Annotated in this window: 21 protein-coding genes and 3 tRNA genes; 10 read left to right on the top strand and 14 right to left on the bottom strand. The window is 40.0% G+C overall.

All coding sequences use genetic code 11. The annotated features are described in order from the left end of the window. Nucleotides 1–5: 5 nt before the first annotated feature. The 3 genes from D9603_RS00970 (at nt 6) to D9603_RS00960 (ending at nt 312) form a co-directional block, all read left to right on the top strand. Nucleotides 6–90 (top strand) — tRNA-Tyr (locus D9603_RS00970). A gap of 28 nt (nt 91–118) precedes the next feature. After that, a tRNA-Tyr gene (locus D9603_RS00965) sits at nt 119–203 on the top strand. Between the two features lie 24 nt (nt 204–227). After that, nucleotides 228–312, top strand: a tRNA-Tyr gene (locus D9603_RS00960). Between the two features lie 46 nt (nt 313–358). On the opposite strand, the gene D9603_RS00955 is transcribed toward D9603_RS00960, so the two are convergent. Then, on the bottom strand, nt 359–850 hold the full coding sequence (locus tag D9603_RS00955) for a DUF2938 domain-containing protein (RefSeq protein WP_128729712.1): 492 nt from the start codon (nt 848–850) through the stop codon (nt 359–361). A 71-nt stretch (nt 851–921) separates the two neighbouring features. Between D9603_RS00955 and D9603_RS00950 the strand changes: the two genes are divergently transcribed. Continuing rightward, nucleotides 922–1,323, top strand: a complete 402-nt coding sequence (locus D9603_RS00950; protein ID WP_128729711.1) for a helix-turn-helix domain-containing protein — start codon at nt 922–924, stop codon at nt 1,321–1,323. Nucleotides 1,324–1,333: 10 nt separating this feature from the next. On the opposite strand, the gene D9603_RS00945 is transcribed toward D9603_RS00950, so the two are convergent. Continuing rightward, on the bottom strand, nt 1,334–1,951 hold the full coding sequence (locus D9603_RS00945; RefSeq protein ID WP_241651542.1) for a YgjP-like metallopeptidase domain-containing protein: 618 nt from the start codon (nt 1,949–1,951) through the stop codon (nt 1,334–1,336). Nucleotides 1,952–2,214: 263 nt separating this feature from the next. Between D9603_RS00945 and D9603_RS00940 the strand changes: the two genes are divergently transcribed. Further along, nucleotides 2,215–3,195, top strand: coding sequence for an ion channel (locus tag D9603_RS00940; RefSeq protein ID WP_128729709.1), 981 nt, complete (start codon nt 2,215–2,217; stop codon nt 3,193–3,195). 109 nt (nt 3,196–3,304) lie between these two features. Here the strand turns inward: D9603_RS00940 and D9603_RS00935 are convergent, their stop codons facing one another. After that, complete coding sequence (locus tag D9603_RS00935; RefSeq protein WP_128729708.1) at nt 3,305–3,946, bottom strand: HD domain-containing protein; 642 nt, start codon at nt 3,944–3,946, stop codon at nt 3,305–3,307. Between the two features lie 200 nt (nt 3,947–4,146). Here D9603_RS00935 and D9603_RS00930 point away from each other — a divergent pair, with 200 nt between their 5' ends. Beyond that, nucleotides 4,147–5,337: a class I SAM-dependent methyltransferase gene (locus D9603_RS00930; RefSeq protein ID WP_128729707.1), complete on the top strand. Its 1,191-nt coding sequence runs from the start codon at nt 4,147–4,149 to the stop codon at nt 5,335–5,337. Between the two features lie 300 nt (nt 5,338–5,637). On the opposite strand, the gene D9603_RS00925 is transcribed toward D9603_RS00930, so the two are convergent. Beyond that, nucleotides 5,638–6,102 (bottom strand): DUF3291 domain-containing protein, encoded by a 465-nt coding sequence (locus D9603_RS00925; RefSeq protein WP_128729706.1) that lies wholly within the window; start codon nt 6,100–6,102, stop codon nt 5,638–5,640. A gap of 119 nt (nt 6,103–6,221) precedes the next feature. Continuing rightward, complete coding sequence (locus D9603_RS00920) at nt 6,222–7,304, bottom strand: phytanoyl-CoA dioxygenase family protein (protein ID WP_241651541.1); 1,083 nt, start codon at nt 7,302–7,304, stop codon at nt 6,222–6,224. Between the two features lie 177 nt (nt 7,305–7,481). On the opposite strand from D9603_RS00920, the gene D9603_RS00915 reads away from it, so the two are divergent. Beyond that, the gene (locus tag D9603_RS00915; RefSeq protein ID WP_125254315.1) at nt 7,482–7,931 is read left to right on the top strand and encodes a carboxymuconolactone decarboxylase family protein; all 450 of its coding nucleotides are present in this window, start codon (nt 7,482–7,484) and stop codon (nt 7,929–7,931) included. Further along, the gene (locus tag D9603_RS00910; RefSeq protein ID WP_125254316.1) at nt 7,921–8,670 is read left to right on the top strand and encodes a helix-turn-helix domain-containing protein; all 750 of its coding nucleotides are present in this window, start codon (nt 7,921–7,923) and stop codon (nt 8,668–8,670) included. The genes D9603_RS00915 and D9603_RS00910 overlap by 11 nt, the downstream gene beginning before the upstream one ends. A gap of 549 nt (nt 8,671–9,219) precedes the next feature. Here the strand turns inward: D9603_RS00910 and D9603_RS00905 are convergent. The 3 genes from D9603_RS00905 to D9603_RS00895 all read right to left on the bottom strand — a co-directional run bounded on the left by D9603_RS00905 (nt 9,220) and on the right by D9603_RS00895 (nt 10,950). Continuing rightward, complete coding sequence (locus D9603_RS00905) at nt 9,220–9,606, bottom strand: hypothetical protein (RefSeq protein WP_128729705.1); 387 nt, start codon at nt 9,604–9,606, stop codon at nt 9,220–9,222. Further along, on the bottom strand, nt 9,606–10,208 hold the full coding sequence (locus D9603_RS00900; RefSeq protein WP_128729704.1) for a hypothetical protein: 603 nt from the start codon (nt 10,206–10,208) through the stop codon (nt 9,606–9,608). The genes D9603_RS00905 and D9603_RS00900 overlap by 1 nt, the downstream gene beginning before the upstream one ends. A 181-nt stretch (nt 10,209–10,389) precedes the next feature. Further along, entirely contained in the window at nt 10,390–10,950 is a 561-nt protein-coding gene (locus D9603_RS00895) for a helix-turn-helix transcriptional regulator (RefSeq protein ID WP_128729703.1), read from the bottom strand. 110 nt (nt 10,951–11,060) lie between these two features. On the opposite strand from D9603_RS00895, the gene D9603_RS00890 reads away from it, so the two are divergent. Together D9603_RS00890 and D9603_RS00885 are read left to right on the top strand one after the other, a co-directional pair. Continuing rightward, the gene (locus D9603_RS00890) at nt 11,061–11,834 is read left to right on the top strand and encodes an SDR family oxidoreductase (RefSeq protein WP_128729702.1); all 774 of its coding nucleotides are present in this window, start codon (nt 11,061–11,063) and stop codon (nt 11,832–11,834) included. 324 nt (nt 11,835–12,158) lie between these two features. Further along, nucleotides 12,159–12,665 (top strand): carboxymuconolactone decarboxylase family protein, encoded by a 507-nt coding sequence (locus D9603_RS00885; protein ID WP_128729701.1) that lies wholly within the window; start codon nt 12,159–12,161, stop codon nt 12,663–12,665. Nucleotides 12,666–12,759: 94 nt separating this feature from the next. On the opposite strand, the gene D9603_RS00880 is transcribed toward D9603_RS00885, so the two are convergent. The 6 genes from D9603_RS00880 to mmsB form a co-directional block, all read right to left on the bottom strand. Continuing rightward, entirely contained in the window at nt 12,760–13,719 is a 960-nt protein-coding gene (locus tag D9603_RS00880; RefSeq protein ID WP_128729700.1) for an ATP-binding protein, read from the bottom strand. A 4-nt stretch (nt 13,720–13,723) separates the two neighbouring features. Next, on the bottom strand, nt 13,724–14,263 hold the full coding sequence (locus D9603_RS00875) for a heme NO-binding domain-containing protein (protein WP_125254321.1): 540 nt from the start codon (nt 14,261–14,263) through the stop codon (nt 13,724–13,726). A gap of 398 nt (nt 14,264–14,661) precedes the next feature. Beyond that, complete coding sequence (locus D9603_RS00870; protein ID WP_241651540.1) at nt 14,662–15,987, bottom strand: hypothetical protein; 1,326 nt, start codon at nt 15,985–15,987, stop codon at nt 14,662–14,664. Between the two features lie 478 nt (nt 15,988–16,465). Next, nucleotides 16,466–16,888 carry a VOC family protein gene (locus tag D9603_RS00865; protein WP_194086945.1) on the bottom strand — a complete coding sequence of 141 codons (423 nt, stop codon included), beginning with the start codon at nt 16,886–16,888 and terminating at the stop codon, nt 16,466–16,468. A gap of 96 nt (nt 16,889–16,984) precedes the next feature. Next, nucleotides 16,985–17,746 (bottom strand): SDR family oxidoreductase, encoded by a 762-nt coding sequence (locus D9603_RS00860; RefSeq protein WP_128729698.1) that lies wholly within the window; start codon nt 17,744–17,746, stop codon nt 16,985–16,987. A 6-nt stretch (nt 17,747–17,752) separates the two neighbouring features. Next, nucleotides 17,753–18,640, bottom strand: coding sequence for a 3-hydroxyisobutyrate dehydrogenase (gene mmsB, locus D9603_RS00855; protein WP_128729697.1), 888 nt, complete (start codon nt 18,638–18,640; stop codon nt 17,753–17,755). Nucleotides 18,641–18,646: the final 6 nt, after the last annotated feature.

The raw sequence follows: 18,646 nt of genomic DNA, 5'->3' as shown, positions 1-18,646 counted from the left end.
ATCTAGGAGGGGTTCCCGAGCGGCCAAAGGGATCAGACTGTAAATCTGACGGCTCTGCCTTCGCTGGTTCGAATCCAGCTCCCTCCACCATTGACAAATTGTAACGCTTTAAAAATATGGAGGGGTTCCCGAGCGGCCAAAGGGATCAGACTGTAAATCTGACGGCTCTGCCTTCGCTGGTTCGAATCCAGCTCCCTCCACCATTTTTCAAAGCATATCTCCATCTAGGAGGGGTTCCCGAGCGGCCAAAGGGATCAGACTGTAAATCTGACGGCTCTGCCTTCGCTGGTTCGAATCCAGCTCCCTCCACCATCCATTCAAAAAAGCCTTAGCAAAATTAAGAATATATTGCATAACTTCAGAACGAAGTAAGAGCAATTGTACTGAAATACATCCCAGCACCAAAAACTAGATGCGTAGCTAACGTTTTTACTCTCGCTTTTTGTGGGTTAGGTAATTTAGATGCCGCGATCCCCATTCCAAAGCATGGCTGCATAATGAAATAGGGAAAAACAGTTGTTAACGCACCAAAAGCCAGAACAGACCAAAGGTCTGGATTATAAACCCAAGCCTTTCCTTGATATACAAGAAATAAAAATACAAAAACCACCCCAGTTACATAATGAACCAACCATCCCAGTATGGTTTCTCTTGCAATAGGCGCACTTCGAGCAATTCCATTATGGCTCACTTTTCCTTTTAAAAAGTGCCCAACCCATCGACCGAGCAAGGCATAGTCCAATCGCGCAATCGCAAATATTCGCATTAACAGAGCACCGTATATGTCCATAACAATTGTAGCGCCAATGCCAATAACGGATGCGAGTAACAAAATTTCTAACTTTTCCACGTTTTCACTCCTTATTTTGATCTTTCCACGCTATCCTACAAGTTAAAGCTAACTTTAAGTCAAGGTAATTGATGGATATCAGTGCGGTTGTAAAAGAGTCAGGGCTACCTGCGTCTACACTTAGGTATTATGAAGAAAAAGGCTTGATCCGCTCTATTGGACGGCAAGGTTTAAAACGTGTTTTTGCACCTTCAACTGTTGAGCGTCTAGCATTAATCACCTTAGCCCGTAATGCAGGCTTCTCGTTAGATGAAATCGCAACAATGTTTACGCCACAAGGCGACATCGATATAGACCGCGTAAAGTTACAAAAGAAAGCAGAAGAGCTGGATAATACCATCAAGCATTTAAGCGCTGTTAGGGATGGACTTTACCACGCAGCAAAGTGTCCAGCTCCCAGTCACTTCGAGTGCCCGACATTCAAAAAGCTATTAGCAAGAGCCGGAAAAGTTAGACCAAAAAGACGAGATTGATATGAACAAGTTAATTTTCAATCATTAATGCTCTGCCATGCTCCTTAAGGTATTTACGTGCATCTTGGTACTTTTCACCGTAGTGGATATTTACCAAACTCCAGAACGAGGAGTTATGCGCCATGACATGATAGTGACACAGTTCATGTACCACGACATATTCAATGACCCATTTGGGTGCACCAACCAATAAGGTATTAAATGCAATTACTCCTTTTGAGGAAAAGCTTCCCCAACGGCTTTTGTATAGTCTTATTTTTAAAGTATCAAATTGAGCATTAATATCAGGTTGGTACTTAGCGATAGCCATATCGAGATAGTCACTTAATGTCATTTCCAATAACTTTAAAAGCTCACCCCAACTATCTTTGCTCTCATCTAAATTCAATGTCTTTTTATCAAAGTCGATAAATGAAAGCGCCTGCGCTTGTTTGATGATCGTAAACTTATCACCAAATATTGCTATTTTGTTCGTAGTAAGAGGCCTATTCTTTGTATGCTCAACGCCCTGCGCCAATTTTGATGCAATCCAATCTGATTTACTGTTTACCCAGCTATAAAGCCATTGTTCACATATGTGCTCTGGTGCATAAACTGTGACCTTACCTGACTTTATTTTTATGGCCACGGTCTTACGTTTTCGGCTTTTTTTTAACAGATATTGCAAGAAATTAGACTCTCTGCTGTTGAAAGTGCGTAGTATAGTATGAGTTAATCATTAAAGTCATTTCACTAACCTAATTGACACAACAACGCTTCGCTTGTTCAGCTCTTATGGTTATCTATAAATTTCTAACACACTAGAAATTGGAAAGATTTTTAGTCAAATCACCGTAAATATTATTTTTTGCTGCTACGCTTAGTGAAAAGGTACTTTAGATTAGGCAACCAATGGCTGAAAAACCTACTTGCCAATATGTGTCACCTGAGGGAAAGAAGTGCAGTGAAATAGATATGGGCTCAGGTTACTGCTTTTGGCATGATAATAAGTTTGATAAAAGCGGCTTAGAGCTGAGTCAAAAGCTTGAGCGTTATGCAAAGCGTGGCGGACTGCTGCAAGGCTTGGAACTGAAGCGAGCAAATTTAGAAGGACTCAACTTAGTAAACTTCGAACATCATCACGGCTATGATTTATCTTACAGCAACTTTTACCGAGCCAACTTAAAAGGTGCTCACCTTTTCAACAACACCATGAAGAATGCTTCCCTCATGAAAGCTGATCTTAGAGAAGCAAGTCTCCACTGCTGCAACTTAGAGAACACGAACCTGCTGGGCGTAAAACTAGAAAATACACGCATAGATAATATGGAGCTTGGAGAGCAATTATTACAAGAACAGCAAGCGTTAGAAGCCCGCAAAAACCGATTAACAGAGGAGGCTGAAGATTTGTTTTTACAGTCTGAAGAAATCTATCGCTTGCTGCGCAAAGGTGCCGAAAACCAAGGGCTTTTTGAGATGGTTGGGCGCTTTACGTATAAAGAGCTACGTATGCGCCATGCGCAATATCCTAGATATTCAAAGCGTCACCTAATATCTAGTTTCGTTGATCTATTGTGTGGCTATGGTGAAAAGCCAGAGAACGTTATCCGCTTTAGCCTTGGGATGATAATTACCTGTGCGTTTTGTTATTTCTTGTTCGGTGTTTCTTTCCAAGATCAAATCATGCAGTTAAATTTAACCAACAGTTTATCAGATAATGTCACAGCACTACTCAATAGTTTTTATTTCAGCGTCGTCACTTTTACTACATTAGGCTATGGCGATATCACTCCTGTGGGAATTTCTAGGCTGATCGCGGCAATCGAGGCATTTACTGGAAGCTTTTCACTTGCGTTATTTGTGGTGGTCTTTGTTAAAAAAATGACCAGATAGGTGGCCTTTACGACCCCATTGGTTTAATAGTATGCCAGCCAATACAATGATTAGCTGGTTATGATATATAGCTAATGGGATTAGAGGCTACTGCCGCTTAAGCGCTTAGCTAGCGAGTGATTTCTGATTGAAGCTGCGCTAGGAAATCTAACATGTATTGAGTCCGACGCTCTGCTTCTTGATATGCAGATTTTGTATGCATATTATCTTTGATGTGTAACAGCTTAATGAAAAAGTGATCTAAGGTGTACTTGCTGTCATCCGCCACTCTTTGTGTACAAAACGGATCATCAATATGATAAAGATTTCTAGCGATTGCACCACCCACTTTCATACAGCGGCTAATACCGATAGCACCCAGTGCATCCATACGATCAGCATCTTGAACCACTTTTGCTTCGAGTGTTGTGGGCGCAACGCCCGCGCTAAAACTATGCGCGACAATTGCATGATGAATTGCGTCGAGTTTAGATGGATCATAATTCAATGAGGTCAAAAACTGTATCGCCTTGTCCGCCGCCAGCTTTGAGGCAAGCGGTCTATCAGGATGATTTTTTGCAACTGCGACACAATCATGCAACCAAGCTGCTGGGATCACTACAGCAGGATCGGCTTTTTCACCGTCACAAATTAATTTAGCCACGTGCACTACACGCTTGATATGGGAGAGATCGTGCGCTGTATCTGCACAAGGCGTTGTCAGCATGAACGCTTCACATGCTTGTTCTAATTCTGGTATTTTCAGTGTCATTAAGCTCAACTTTTATCTACTTTCTATCAAAACGGTTTTGCTTTACAAGCCTTATATTTGATTTGACTCATGAAGTATAATCATACGCTATATCAATTTGCTAAGTACAAGCATTCAATTAGGTGAGTGGTGATTACTCATTGTATGTTGCCACACCCTTCTCTAAAATGGCAGGTATCAAGAAAGATTAGAGAAAATTTATGACTTGCGCGTTATACCTGCAACCTGGCAGAGAAAAATCCTTGAACAGAAAGCACCCTTGGGTTTTTTCTAAAGCTATTAAAAAAGTCAAAGGTAAGCCAGCACTTGGCGATATCGTCAAAATTTACAGCAGTGATGGTAAATACCTTGCAACTGCAGCTTACAGCCCTGATTCACAGATCAGAGCCAGAGTTTGGACTTTTGATGAATCACAAAATATTGACCAAACCTTCTTTGAGCAAAAACTTTCTCGAGCGCTAGACGCGCGCAAGTACGTCATCGATGAAGGTGAGTTAACTGGATTTCGTCTATGTGCAGCAGAATCAGATAGCCTTCCTGGAGTAACAATTGACAAATTTGATAACTACTTGGTTTGTCAATTACTCAGTGCTGGTGCAGAACGTCACAAAGGCGAAATTGTCATGGCGCTTAAGTCATTGTTCCCTGAATGCCATGTCTATGAGCGCTCTGATGTAGATGTACGCAAAAAAGAGGGCTTAGACAAAATCACCGGGCCCCTTCTAGGGGATGCGCCCAAAAACCCAGTTATCATCAATGAAAATGGCCTAAAAATTGAAGTCGATATTATTTCTGGGCACAAAACTGGGTTTTATTTAGACCAGCGAGATAGTAGAGCAGCCCTTGAGCGATTTGTTAAAGACAAAGAAGTGCTAAATTGCTTTTGCTACACGGGCACTTTTGGCCTGTATGCGCTACGTGGTGGCTGTGCTAAGGTCATTAACGTCGATGTATCACAACCAGCGCTTGACACCGCAAAACGAAATGTCGAACACAACGCGTTAGATATTTCACGGGCAGAGTTTGTTAAACAAGATGTGTTCAAATTGCTACGACAATATCGAGATGAAGGCCGTCAATTTGATACCATCGTAATGGATCCACCCAAATTTGCAGAGAGCAAAGCACAACTTACTGGAGCATGTCGTGGTTATAAAGATATCAATATGATTGCGATGCAAATTCTAAAGCCAGGCGGGACTTTGTTAACATTTTCGTGCTCGGGCTTAATGGAACAAAACCTGTTTCAAAAAGTCGTTGCAGATGCCGCTTTGGATGCAGGAAGAGAGTTACTTATCATGGAGCGTTTAAACCAAGCAGCTGATCACCCTATTGCAGGTAACTATCCCGAGGGCTTTTATCTAAAAGGACTGATTTGTAAAGTCTACTAGAAATAGTATTAAGCCAACCAGAGTAAGTAAAAAGCAGTGACTCGGTGATAAAAAACACCAATTGCTACAGTACTTACTCTGGTCAATACCAGACCCAGTTGCTCCTTCAAATTTGTTTTTGCAGCGGTTTGATTGGTATTTATAGAAGGCAGCACTTGCGTAGTATTGTTATGCTCGATAAAGACTCTGTGCTCCCGCAAAAAATCACCTTACCCCACATCCTTGTGGGCCAACAAGCCCTAATATATACCTACAACTATGCGGCATAAAAAGCGCAATGCGCTTTGTGGCTTCAAGGTATCACGCCAACAGATCCTGTTGCGATGATAGTTGATATTCGCTATATCCATTACAATTGAACGCATAGTCTGAACTACCAAAACGACGTAAATAATCAAGTCTCGCCTTAGCTTCATGTAAAGTAGGTAGCGTATCATTGTCTAAGCGCCAAACAACGTAATGTTCTGGATCTGAGCCATCTAAAAAGACGGTTGAACGGCTAAACACCTTTTGGCAAAGAGAGTGAGACATAAATTCCCTCAAGGCTCTTTCTGAGCGCCAGACAGCCAAAGTAACAAGCACATCAGTACAACCAAATAAATCTGTCGCTGCCACAGACTCGCAACCTTCACCCATATGCCACACAAAACCCGGACTACTCTCTGCCAGTGAGTTGAGCTGCTTAAGGCTATTCCTATCTAGTTTACGCAACGCGCCATTTGTTGGACTCTTAGTTGTAAATATACTAAAAAAAGCAAGTCGCATCGGAGATCCTTGTGTTATATCAACTATTTATGACGTTAACTGCAACGCTCATTACATCATCGATGTTAACACTAAGTTCACTCAGAGTAAAAACTGTTAAATTTAGATTTTTTCACCTCTTAAACCGTCGGTAACGGTTGCATATTAATGTATTGTACGATCCTTGGCATGGTGGCTTTGTTCGGGCTGCCGCCATGGGGCAAAAAATGATGCCAAATTACCAAGTCACCTGCATTAGCAGCAATTGCTTGAGAGCCTTGTTGGTGAAAATAATCTGGACGAGGTTGATTGGGATCAAATGGCATATCATCGAGCCAATTGGCAAGTCTATGATGAAACCCTGGTACAACCGTAGTGGCACCTTGGTCTTGAGATGTATCTGATAAGTACAAAATACCCTGGGTGCCAAAAGAGAGCGGCTGAGAAAAATCGAGATCCCAATGAAGGTCAGTCCCCTGATAAACATCATTTACTGTTTCAGGTGGGTTAAAACCGCATCTATCAGCAGATACTTGTAAACGTTCAGTTTGCCATAATTGACTAAAAGCTTTATGTATTCTTACCGCGTTTCTGTTTTCTTCTAGAGCACTATGCTGTACTAAGTGCACCATCGTTTTACTGATCTTGTCACCATCCAAGTTATACCAAGTATCGGGATTATTTATATCAACTTCTAAAAAATCGCAAATCACGCTTAAGGCACGCTGGCAGTTTGATGGACTAATCGCATTTTTGACGACAACATAGCCGTTTGTATTCCAGCATGCTAGATCGTCGGCAGACAATACATCAGCCATCTGTTTTACCGTATTTAGTTTATTATGGTAACTTTGCGGACACGAAGCTCCACACGTAATATGCTGTAGTAATTCGACTTTTTCCGTAGTTTGTGGTGCTAATTTTATAATCGCTTCGACAAACTGTGTATAGCTATGCGCATACTGATACTTTAACTTATGTGCTTGATCCTGACTAATACCTATGATGTCAAAAACGGTTTTAGCAAGCGCAAAATCAACTGGCACAAAACGCTGCTCTTTGTTCATAACTTGGCAATTTGCTTCGCTCCATATCCTGTCTAAAATTGGCAACCGATACAGCTTCTGATTTGGTGTGGATTCTCGCATTACAACAACTACATCCTTTTTATTCTGATATATATCAATGCCATTAATGATCCTAAATATAGACTTATCTGGCACATTGCTCTGATTTACCTTACTTTAATTGACCTTAGACGTAATGAAAACATGGATGAGGTAAAGAAATTACATTGTTTGCGAACTGCTTTTTATTTTACACAAAGACGTTTTTTTTCAATTTTTTCCTCTTATTGGTCACTACACTGGCCGCATAACCAATTCAGAGGGAAACAAAAAATGAAAAGAGCAGATTATTTCAATCAAGCACCACAATTAATTCAACATTTATTAGGTCAGGAAGAGCTACTTAAACAACAAGCCGAAGCCACTTTCGGACTTAAAATTTGGGAGCTTGTAAAACTTAGAGCATCACAGCTAAATCAATGCGCATTTTGTATCGCAATGCACACAACTCAAGCTACTGATAGCGGTGAGTCAACAAACCGTATTATCGGTCTTAGTGCATGGAAAGACATGACATTTTACACGACTAAAGAAAGATTAGCGCTTTCGCTATGCGAAAAGTTGACAAACGCAGAGGTAATTGAAGATACTTTCTACCAAGAGTTAGCGTCTGAGTTTGACGACAAGAGCCTAGTAACACTAACTATTGCGATCAATGCTATCAACAGCTGGAATCGCATAGTTAAGATGTTTAAACCAACAGTTGAGTTTAATGATAACTGATTTATGTCTTAGTATGTATCGCCCAGAGGGTGAAATAGCAAATTATGTGCAAGCTGTTTGGTTTGCACAAACATCGCTTCAGGGCGAAGCATGGCTACCAAGTGATGGTGCCAATGGCATCATCATCCCCATTAGTGGTGAAGTATGGCTAAATAATAACAGAGTCACTGCTCCTTTTTATATTCAGCCAACAGCAACAAAGTCAGTAAAAGTATTTTATTCGGAAGCGACATGCTTCTGCGGTATCCGTTTCAAGCCTGCTGGGTTTGCATTTTTAGAAGCAGTTAACCATCCTCTAGTTGACCCCTGTAAAATAGCAACTATGGTCGAAAGCCTGCAATCTCATGCTAGTTTTGAGTTACTTTTGACGCTGCTACATCCAATGCTTTCAGTGCAAGTACCCCAACATCACTCAGCCTTGTACACACAAACTCTACTCAGTCATATCGCAAAATTAACACCTCTCGATGAAGCATATACTCAAACTCCAATCGGTAAACGTCAATTAGAAAGAAAAGTTAAGCTCCACTGTGGGATCACCCCAAAGCATCTCGCACGCATCTATAGAGCGCGACAAGCAAGACAGAGATTAAAAGAAAACCCAAACATAAATCTTGCCCAACTTGCCCTTGAGTGTGACTACGCCGATCAAGCCCATCTCATCCGAGAGTTTAAATCAATCATGCAAATAACCCCTGCAAAGTATAAAAAGCTACTGCAAGCCTCAACCGTAACCTAAGATATTACCTGCATAAAAAATCCATGTTCCTCAGTGCAGAATTAGCGTGTTGACCTCTTTTAGGTATGTAACTTGCTGTGAGTATAGAGCCGGCCACTTAGCGTTTATCCTTCGTAACATAGCAATCGATACACTCTCCCTCGCAACTAATGCGCCCCCTCCAATTGATATTATGCGACAAGCGCACAATTTCAATAATCGCTTTTTGAAGATAATAACGCCTGCTTATTTGGTTTCTTTTTTAACTCAAGCTAAACAGTCTCACGATGGTACTTTACATGTTGACAAGTCGCAGTAATATTGCTTGATTTTTAGCGAAAAATGCGTATTTCTATAAGTGTTGTACTTATTATTTGAAATCAGGTTTTGCTATGTGGACACAATCTCTTACTGTTGTTTAGATGTATTGTACTCGTCGTCGATTTTTTTAAGGGCTTCACCCGCAGGCACTAATTCTCTGTTCTCGGTCTAGAAAGTTATCACCCTCACTTTTTAACTGAAGGGTGACGGATGAGCTTTTTTGATAAAGCCTCATTTATTACTAAGGATTTAATTCCAGCGATATAAAACACCATTAGTTGATTTTTTTCTCATTTCCTTAATTAATTCGTTGCTCAAAAACAAAGAGCTATTATCCTCACTCCTAAATATATGTGTACTTTCATTGGTGTGTGAATCATTATCACAACCTACAACGTAAAGATAACAATAGCTCAACTCTAACTCTGAAAATTTTAATTCTACAGCACCTTCTTGAATTTCAATATTACTTTTAAAAAAAGGCGATAGTTTCTCTAAAATTCTATTATTTATAAAAACTTTTGGAAATAGGTAAAAGTCAAAGACCAAATCAGGGGGAGCTAACTCCCCTTTTATGTTTTCTTTTAGTGGGAAAGTGCTTAGTGACTTTACACTTAATTCAAAAAAACCTTCCATTAAAATAACTCCGGAACTTTTCCATCTTCATAAATTGGCTTGACTAAAAGACTTGAATCATTATTCGTTGATAAGTAGGTCAATAACTCTTCACCGATTTCTTTAGATACGATTATAGTACCTTCAGCTTCTTCAACCATAAAAATGTGTTTTTTATGTTTTGGGATCTTTTTTAACTTCTCTAAATCAAGGTATAAGGATAATATCTTTATATGATTCTTCCTTTTAGGGAAAACAAAAATATCACTTTTCCCCATATCTGCACATGGAATTATATTTTCAAACGAAATTAAGCTAAAGTTAGATAGAGTCTTAGAGCTTTTGTCACTAATTGATATAGGAAAAAATCGACACCGATATGGGTTATATTTTGAAAGAATCATCGAGATATCTTCCTTGCAAATAACTTCCCCTATAAAATGGAAATCTTTGATCGATTTTAATGTGTACTCTTCCTTTAATTTTATAATTTTTTTGACGCTCACATGAGGATATCCTAGGTGGCAATAGTAATCAGCTCTATCATTTGTTGTAATTGAACTGTTATTGCTCATTAAATTTTCAAATATCAAATAGTACTCTGCTATCTTATCTACACCCATAATTGCCTATATTTTCACATTGAATTCTACTTTTCTCGTACTATATTATAATTCTAAATAATATTATTAATATTTTCTCCCCAGAGAGGAGAATAAGTCCCAAATCCAGATTACAAACGCACCTCTCTTGGTTAAAAGGTAAGCAAATCTATTGCCTGCACTAGCCAAAACGCAAACTTAGTTAATAAACAACAAAGAAAAGTCCCTTAGCAAGTGGCTCCGATCTAGATTCTAATCTATGCGGGATATTTGCATTAAAAGTAGTTAAACAATTTTGTTGTGCACTTATTTTATTGCCTGCTACATAAATATCTAATTTGCCTTGCTGCAACCATAGGTGTTTGATTGAACCTCTCACATTAGCTGAAAAGGATGTTTTGCCAGCCTCATTAAAATAAAATTGATAAATTTCAGTAGTAAATAAACCACTTTGCTTTTTCAATATATGGCAGGTAAATGGGCTGTCAACTTTACTGATAATATTATCTTTTGTTGCTCTAGAGGTACTGATATTCAAAGCTCGTTCGGGCGGTTGAACTAATGTTGCTAGCTCATAGTTCATGGCTTCTGCCAGTTTTGCCAGTACCGCAATTGTTGGTACGGTTTGACCTGACTCAATTTGAGCTATCATTGAGCGACTAACACCAGATCTATCCGCCAATGCTTGTAAGCTTGTGCATTCAGCAGAACGATAGCTACGGATCAACTTGCCTATGTAATCGAAACTTAAACCATCACTCATAATATTAACTCTCGAATTTCCGTTATATTGGATATTTAATCCAACATATTACACGCATTTACTGTAAATGATAGAGTGGAGCTGAATAAAACATATACAAGGTATGGACGATGCTATTAAAAGGTAAAAAGATTTTAGTGACGGGCGCAAGTTCAGGAATAGGTATGGCAGCAGCTAAGTTATTTTCTTCAGAAGGCGCATCTGTCGCACTAGCGGCACGTAGAAAAAATAAGTTAGATGCGTTAGTTGCAGAAATAAAAAGCGCAGGTGGCATCGCAGTAGCGATTGAGGCCGATATATCTAGAACTAAAGGTGTTACAGAAATGATGGAGCAAGCAGTTAACCGTTTAGCTGGTCTTGATGGCGCATTTAATAATGCAGGTACCATAGGCAATTTTTCCCCAATGTTGAATCAGTCTGAGCAAGATTGGGATGAGACGATAAATGTGAATCTAAAATCGGTCTGGTTCAGCAGTCAATGGCAGATGAGATACTTTCAGACCAATGACATCAAAGGCTCGATTGTAAACACTTCCTCATGGTTAGCTTCCGGTGCCTTGTGTGGTTCGAGCGTATATTCAGCATCCAAAGCTGGCATTGACGCATTTGTTCGCGCAGCTGCTATTGAGGTTGCCAACAGCGGCATACGTATAAATAGTGTGAATCCTGGTGGCATCAATACCGAGATGACAAGAGAAGCATTTAACCATGACAAACTTATTCTAGATATGTTTTCACAACAGCATCCAGCAAAACGTTTAGGTGAGCCTACTGAAGTTGCCGAGCTCGCCTGTTGGTTGCTTAGCGAACGTGCAAGTTTTGTTAACGGCCAAGCAATCCATGTTGATAGTGGCTACACCATAGGTGGCCAACGGGGCAGTTAGCTGCGTTGTTTAATAGCTGTATTACCCAATAAAAAACAGGCTTAAAAACGATATTAGAAAACCAAAGTAGAGAAATATTTATGTTTAAAAAGATACTAGCCATTTCCTTATTGATAACCTCAATTTCCTCGTCACATGCCACTGAGGGCAACTTTTCAATAACCAAATTTAGGGCGGAAAGGGACATTAAAAAGGTATTAACCCTTACACAACGCCAGCAGGCTATTGTAAAAATATCTGCGCTGTCGGCTCTTGAATTAACAGAAGCCCTTCAACAAGTTGTCGCTACATCATTAGAAAAAAAAATTTATAGGGCAGCAAGATGTGGTGCTAATTTTAACTCAGCTTACTTCATACTATGGCTTTCCTCGGGCAGAAAAATCCATTGATGCACTTGCTTCTTCAATTGATAAGCATTTATCACTCACATTACCACCCGATACAAGTAAAGCGCGATATAAGAAAGGAGTAGAAGAGTATACTAAGCTGGATAATAATGGGTATCAAACAATTATTACAGCATTTAAACCTATGTCAGTAGGGTTAACAGATACGACTTACCAACTATTTGGTGATGCTTTTGGTATACCAGGGCTTACAATTAAAGAGCGGCAATTAGCGACAATTAGTGCACTCGCCGCACTGGGTACAGCAAGACCTCAACTTCAATATCACTTAGGTACAAGTATACAAGTAGGCTTAACTAAAGCGGAAATAATGGATATGGTAATATATATGCAATTTTTAGCTGGCATGCCAGCTGCTTACAATGCTGCTCTGGCGGCAAAAGAAGTGTTTGCAGCAAAGTCAGAAAACCCTTATACGGACTAACTTGTACTAACTCTACAACAAGCGCTGCTGTATTGTGGCGCTTCGATAATAAAAACGCAAAAGCCACGAGTAATTGACGATTTGTAATTCCAAACTACTCAGCTTCGATATGTTCAGTAGGAAAAGTAATAGTAAAGCGGCTCCCTATCCCCTCTTCACTTTGCACCGTAATACTTCCACGATGTTCCTTTATAATTGCATGTGTGACAGCAAGCCCCATCCCCGTTCCTTCACCCACAGGCTTGGTAGTAAAGAATGGGTCAAATAGTCGACTTATAATATCTGGGTCAATGCCAATACCATTGTCACTGATACTCAAAATGACTTCTTTGTCATTGCCCGGTGCAAGCAGAACTTCTATTGTTTTATGGGGCTTATGATCCCTATCAACCGCATACTTGGCGTTTGCAAGTAAATTAATGATGGCTTGCTTTATAGCACCATCCTTACCAAGGATTGGCGCAACATCTTCAATAGCAATGACTAAATCGTAACTTTTAAGCTGTCCACTCAGTAAGCGTAACGTGTCTTCTACTATAGGTTTTAGCGCAATGCTTGAGAAGCTATCATTATTTGAACGCGAAAAATTCATCAGATCACTAACTATGATTTTTATACGTTCACAACCGTGTAGCGTATCGTTGATGAGGTCTGGTAGATCTTCCGAAATATCATTGAGCCGTTGAGTAACATACGCCTCTTTTAGTTGCGTACTTAGCATCTGATCGTTGTCAGTATGTCCTGCCATACTCGCTAAATTAAGTAGTTCTTGTAATGCAGGTAAGTAGTGATTTAGCGACTCAAGGTTACCTCTAACGTAGGCTAGAGGGTTATTTAATTCATGAGCAACACCAGCAGACAAAGAACCCAAGGTCGCCATACGTTCATTATTAATAAGCACAGCTTGCTGGTTCTTTAGCTGCTCCAATTGGCGCTCTAGTGTTTGATTGGCAAGATATAAGGCTCTGGTTTTTTCTTCAAGTAAAGACTCTACTTCATCTCTCGCTTGCTTTTCGCGAAGGTACGCTTTTTTGTAGTCATTAGGATCAGACATCAACTTAATCCAAATGCAAAATAAGTACACAGTGATCGGCGCCTTCGTGCATACATTGGGGATGCTCTATTCTGAGTACTCTATTATAATGTTGCGCTGCACCATGGAGGAGGCCTTCCGCGCAAAAGCATAGTTTTCGGTTTGACTTGTACTTGAGTATGATGGTTTTATCGTTCTCAATAGTTGTGGTGATGGAAGGCAAGTTAGGTTCGTCATATAGCTTTTTAACTTCCATGTGAATGACGCTGTCAATTGACACCACCAGCTCTTCAAATGAACTAAACTTAGACGAAATCCCCACATGCTTTTTAGCCAAAAATCCAAACAAAGACTGTCCAAATATCGCTAATACTTCGGTTAATGGTTTATCAAGTTTACTTGCGACTCCTTGAGCTAATGCAAATAATTCCTCGTCTGGATATGCCGTGGGCGACACATATACTCTCCCCTGCGGCGCGTAGGTTTCAAGTAATTCATCCCACTCCTGCATACCGATGGTTTCGATGGCTAACTCTTCTAGACCTCTGAACACAACACCGCGCATCACGCTCTCCTATCACAAGGTTATACCGTTTTTTAATTCAATATTTGTCAGGTTAAGAGAGTAGTGTTGATACCAAGTGTATTACTGTTGACATATACAACCAACAGCATGCCTTTTGCTGCACTAGAAAGAGATATATCCCCGTCTTTAGTCAGACACAGCGCAGTACTATCAACAAGGTAAATTCCAGTGAAAAGCACTGTAAGATTAATGCTTTACTCTGCCAATTTTACTGACTTTGGCACATTCTGTTCATCAACTTGATTGACTCATTGGTTTAATTCTACTCACTCTTTGGCAAAGCACTCAGTGCCACATTAAAAGCGTGACTTTCAAAAGGTAGTGCACTTTGTGCTTTATGTAAGTGTAGAACATGAATAAAGAAATACAGTATATTTCTACTCGTTCACTGATGTATTCGCCGCATCGCCAAGTTCAGCTTCTTCATCACTTTGACTGTCTAGTGTAATTCTCTCAAGTCCCGACATGATAAGTGGAAGATCCTGCTCATCATTATGCCTGAACAGCTTTTCCTTAATACCCTGATAATAGTTACTAACAATTCCTGCTAGGTTGTTTTCCATCCAGGTCTCCACTGAATCAGAGCGCTTAAATGCTTCTGGATTTTCTTCAACATCTTCTAATACAGATAACCACATGTCTAATTCAGCCCTGACAGGCATTCCCTGTGACTCTTCCATCACGTCATTCATCCAGCCTAATCCTTGGTTTTCATAGGCTTTAATTAACTGTTTATATAAACGGCTTTTTTCGTTGTCATCGGCGGGTTTACCCTCAAACTTTATATACTCTTGATTATTTGTTTTAAAATACTCTGTATTCTCATTTTCATAATTGAGCTTACTGAGTCTTGCAAATAAATTACCGGGCTCCTCAGTATCTATTTCGCTCAACATTTCCATAAAACTTGTACGATCATTTGGCTTCACTAAAGTCGCCATATCCAATAGACCTCGACTCGTGTCGAAATCAGCACTAACGAACTTAGCATTGAGGTCTAAAATTTCTCCGTCAGAAAACTTATTACTAATAACAAATTGAGCAAAATCATTTAAAAGCTGATTGTTCATATCCCCATATGTATTTACATGTTCAAAAATGCCACTTTCGGTATATTGTAAGTCCGTGTCTACTCGGCCATCTTCATCAAGTAAATAAGGTGGAAAAACGGGATCCTCAAACACTTTATTATCGGCTTGTTCCATTAATTTAGACATCGTCTGAATGGTGTCTTGTAACACCTCATCACTCATACCGTTAAGTTTGTTTATTAACTCTGTTGAATAGTCATTTCTACGTTGTTCAAAGCTATTTACCGATAGAGACTGGACAATAAAATCCGTTAGTTGTCCTAGCTCCTCATCACTCAGTCTATTGGCAACATCAAGAAGCGCTTGTGTTGGTTTGAAGTGCGCAAATTCAAATTGTCTTTCTTCACTTAAACGATCGAATATTGACAAGAATTCATCAATTTTTTCTCGCCCTTCAAAGTCGCCGTAGGTATCTTTATAAACGCGCCCATTTTCATCTGTGCCGATGTGCTCTCGATGAATACCATAATGCTGTAATCCGATTGTCCTAAGCTCAATACCACGGATCATTCGAGGATCATAAGTAACTGGAGGCTGAGTGTAAGAAAAGTCTATAGTGAAATTGCCATTATTTTTCAATAACTCAGAGTTATCGTCATTTTTTTTTATCATTTGCGAATGCTGTCAGTGCCTCAGTCATTTTGTCTGATGAATTCGACGCGCTCACTTTCACATTACTTGTATGGAGTTGTGGCTTAATGTTCATAACTTGGATCCTTGTTATGGTAGCAACTGCATTAATTTTCTGCTCAACTTTGAAAACAATACGGTTTTATCTCAATACTTGCTCCATTTGCGCAAGTAAATCACACGCTAGCCCCGTTAAAACCTTCTTATTTAAAACACCGTAACTATCGGCAATATAACTCTGGTTAGGCTAGCGCTTGAAGAGCAACAAACCATTGCTACTAAAACTATTTTTTCATTTCAAATTAATACGTTTGCGTAATGAAGTTATTACAAAATCGGTTGGCGCAAGCGCCATTACCTTTTATCGACAAAGACAGAATAAACTTTACCCAATTTGTTCCTTTATTTAAGACCCAACTAATATCTGTCATTAAGACTTTATACATAATTGTGTATCTTTTCAGAGGTAGTGGTCGCAACCTTGTTCGTAAAGCTCCAGTGGTAAACCATCTGGATCGCTGAAAAAGGTAAATCGTTTACCCGTATATTCATCTATTCGAATGGGCTCAACAGCGACTTGATTCTGTGAAAGATGCGCAATACAAGCATCTATATCATTCACCCTAAATGCTAAGTGTCTCAATCCTTGCGCTTCTGGATGTGATATCCGTTTTGGTGGATTTGGAAACGAGAACAACTCAATTTGGCTGCCGTCAGGTAACGCCAAATCTAATTTATATGATTCTCTATCTTTGCGGTAGTTTTCATTAAGTATACGAAGACCGAGTACTTCGGTGTAAAACACCTTAGATCTTTGGTAGTTGGAACAAATAATGGCGGCATGATGTATTCCAGACAATTTCAAACATTTCTCCTCGAGCATTCAATATCTTTAAAATAAAAAAGCGGTAATTTACATTACCGCTTCACACACTCAAATAGGAACTTGGAATACACGCTGTAAAACCAAGCCTTTTCGTTACAAACGAATACCGCCATCAATTTCGACGACACGCCCTGTAAAGAAATCATTTTCAATAATATATTTTGCGGTATGGGCAATTTCTTGCGCTTCACCAAGACGTCCGACTGGTTTCATTTTTACCAAACGTTCTTTGGCTTCAGGCTTCATTGCATCAGTCATCTTTGTTCGGATAACACCTGGGGCGATTGCCCCTACTCGAATACCAAAGCGACCTAATTCTTTCGCCCAGCTCGTTGTCATCGCAACGACACCTGACTTTGCCGCTGAATAGTTGGTTTGCCCCATATTACCAGCGCGTGCAACGCTCGACATATTTATGATCACACCACCATTACCAGCTTCTACCATTTTGACAGCAGCTTCACGGCCGCACAAGAAAACACCGGTTAGATTAACATCAATAACGGACTGAAATTGCGAGAGCGACATTTTATCAATAATTTGACCATCTTTCGCTTTGAGTAACAAACCATCACGCAAGATACCCGCATTGTTAATTAATACTGAAATCTCACCAAAGTCACTGACAATGGCGTCAAACACATTTTCCACGTCCGATTCTTGACTCACATTGGCAACATAAGTTTTGACTTTTATACCAAATTGCGCCAGTTCGCTTTTCGCTTCTGCAAGTACATCTTCTTGCATATCAATTAGCGCAAGATTTGCACCTTGCTTTGCCATTTCAGTCGCCATTGCAAGACCTAAGCCTTGCGCACCACCGGTGATCACAACTGTTTTACTGTTAATATTCATAATGTTCTATTTCTCTGAATAAAGCTTAAAAATCGCGCTAAAGTCTTCATTGCCTTTACCCTGATTTTGCATCAGGTTATACAAATTCTTTGCAAGTGCCCCCATCGGCGTCGCTGAATTTGTTTGCTGCGCAGATTGCATCGCTAGACTAAGATCTTTAGCCATTAAGTCAACCATAAAGCCCGGCTTATAACCATTCGAAGAAGGCACATTTTCTAGTACATCAGGACATGGGTTGTAAAGCTCAAGTGTCCAGTTACGGCCTGAGCTATTGAGCATGATTTCGCTTAATACTTTCGGATCTAAACCATGATCGACCCCCATTTGCAGTGCTTCACTTGTGCCGGCCATAAGTATTGATAACAGCATATTGTTACATATCTTCGCGACTTGCCCCGCGCCAATGTCACCTGCATGGAAGATATTCTTACCCATGTTTGTAAGCACCACATGGGCACGCTCAAAATCTGCTTTGTTGCCCCCGACAATAAAAGTCAAAGTACCTGCCGCAGCCCCTGCCACACCACCAGAGACTGGCGCATCAACAAATGAGATACCAGATTCTGCTAATGTTTTCCCAACAAACTGAGCAGATTCAGCATCAATGGTAGAGCAGTCAATCACCTGTGTGTTTTTAGACAAATAGTTAATGAGTCCATCTTCAGCTGTATATACCGTACGCACGTGTTTGCCTGCAGGTAGCATGCTTATCACATAATCTGCTTCACGGCACACATCGCTAACAACCGCCGCCTTTGTTGCACCACTTGCCTCAAGTGCCGCTACAGCCTCAGGGTTCAAATCAAAAACACATACTTGGTGGCCAGCCTTTAATAAATTAAGGGCCATTGGAGCGCCCATGTTACCTAAGCCGATAAATCCTACTTGTGCCATTTAAGT

Source organism: Pseudoalteromonas sp. PS5 (assembly GCF_004103255.1).
Lineage (GTDB): Bacteria > Pseudomonadota > Gammaproteobacteria > Enterobacterales > Alteromonadaceae > Pseudoalteromonas > Pseudoalteromonas peptidolytica.
This window is presented reverse-complemented; position numbering and strand designations above follow the sequence as displayed.

Coding starts and splice junctions, on each gene's coding strand:
- D9603_RS00930 (WP_128729707.1), top strand. CDS start 4,147: ATGACTTGCGCGTTATACCTGCAACCTGGCAGAGAAAAATCCTTGAAC.
- D9603_RS00935 (WP_128729708.1), bottom strand. CDS start 3,946: ATGACACTGAAAATACCAGAATTAGAACAAGCATGTGAAGCGTTCATG.
- D9603_RS00925 (WP_128729706.1), bottom strand. CDS start 6,102: ATGCGACTTGCTTTTTTTAGTATATTTACAACTAAGAGTCCAACAAAT.
- D9603_RS00900 (WP_128729704.1), bottom strand. CDS start 10,208: ATGGGTGTAGATAAGATAGCAGAGTACTATTTGATATTTGAAAATTTA.
- D9603_RS00915 (WP_125254315.1), top strand. CDS start 7,482: ATGAAAAGAGCAGATTATTTCAATCAAGCACCACAATTAATTCAACAT.
- D9603_RS00950 (WP_128729711.1), top strand. CDS start 922: ATGGATATCAGTGCGGTTGTAAAAGAGTCAGGGCTACCTGCGTCTACA.
- D9603_RS00910 (WP_125254316.1), top strand. CDS start 7,921: ATGATAACTGATTTATGTCTTAGTATGTATCGCCCAGAGGGTGAAATA.
- D9603_RS00865 (WP_194086945.1), bottom strand. CDS start 16,888: ATGCTCGAGGAGAAATGTTTGAAATTGTCTGGAATACATCATGCCGCC.
- D9603_RS00880 (WP_128729700.1), bottom strand. CDS start 13,719: ATGTCTGATCCTAATGACTACAAAAAAGCGTACCTTCGCGAAAAGCAA.
- mmsB (WP_128729697.1), bottom strand. CDS start 18,640: ATGGCACAAGTAGGATTTATCGGCTTAGGTAACATGGGCGCTCCAATG.
- D9603_RS00860 (WP_128729698.1), bottom strand. CDS start 17,746: ATGAATATTAACAGTAAAACAGTTGTGATCACCGGTGGTGCGCAAGGC.
- D9603_RS00940 (WP_128729709.1), top strand. CDS start 2,215: ATGGCTGAAAAACCTACTTGCCAATATGTGTCACCTGAGGGAAAGAAG.
- D9603_RS00875 (WP_125254321.1), bottom strand. CDS start 14,263: ATGCGCGGTGTTGTGTTCAGAGGTCTAGAAGAGTTAGCCATCGAAACC.
- D9603_RS00905 (WP_128729705.1), bottom strand. CDS start 9,606: ATGGAAGGTTTTTTTGAATTAAGTGTAAAGTCACTAAGCACTTTCCCA.
- D9603_RS00890 (WP_128729702.1), top strand. CDS start 11,061: ATGCTATTAAAAGGTAAAAAGATTTTAGTGACGGGCGCAAGTTCAGGA.
- D9603_RS00895 (WP_128729703.1), bottom strand. CDS start 10,950: ATGAGTGATGGTTTAAGTTTCGATTACATAGGCAAGTTGATCCGTAGC.
- D9603_RS00870 (WP_241651540.1), bottom strand. CDS start 15,987: ATGATAAAAAAAAATGACGATAACTCTGAGTTATTGAAAAATAATGGC.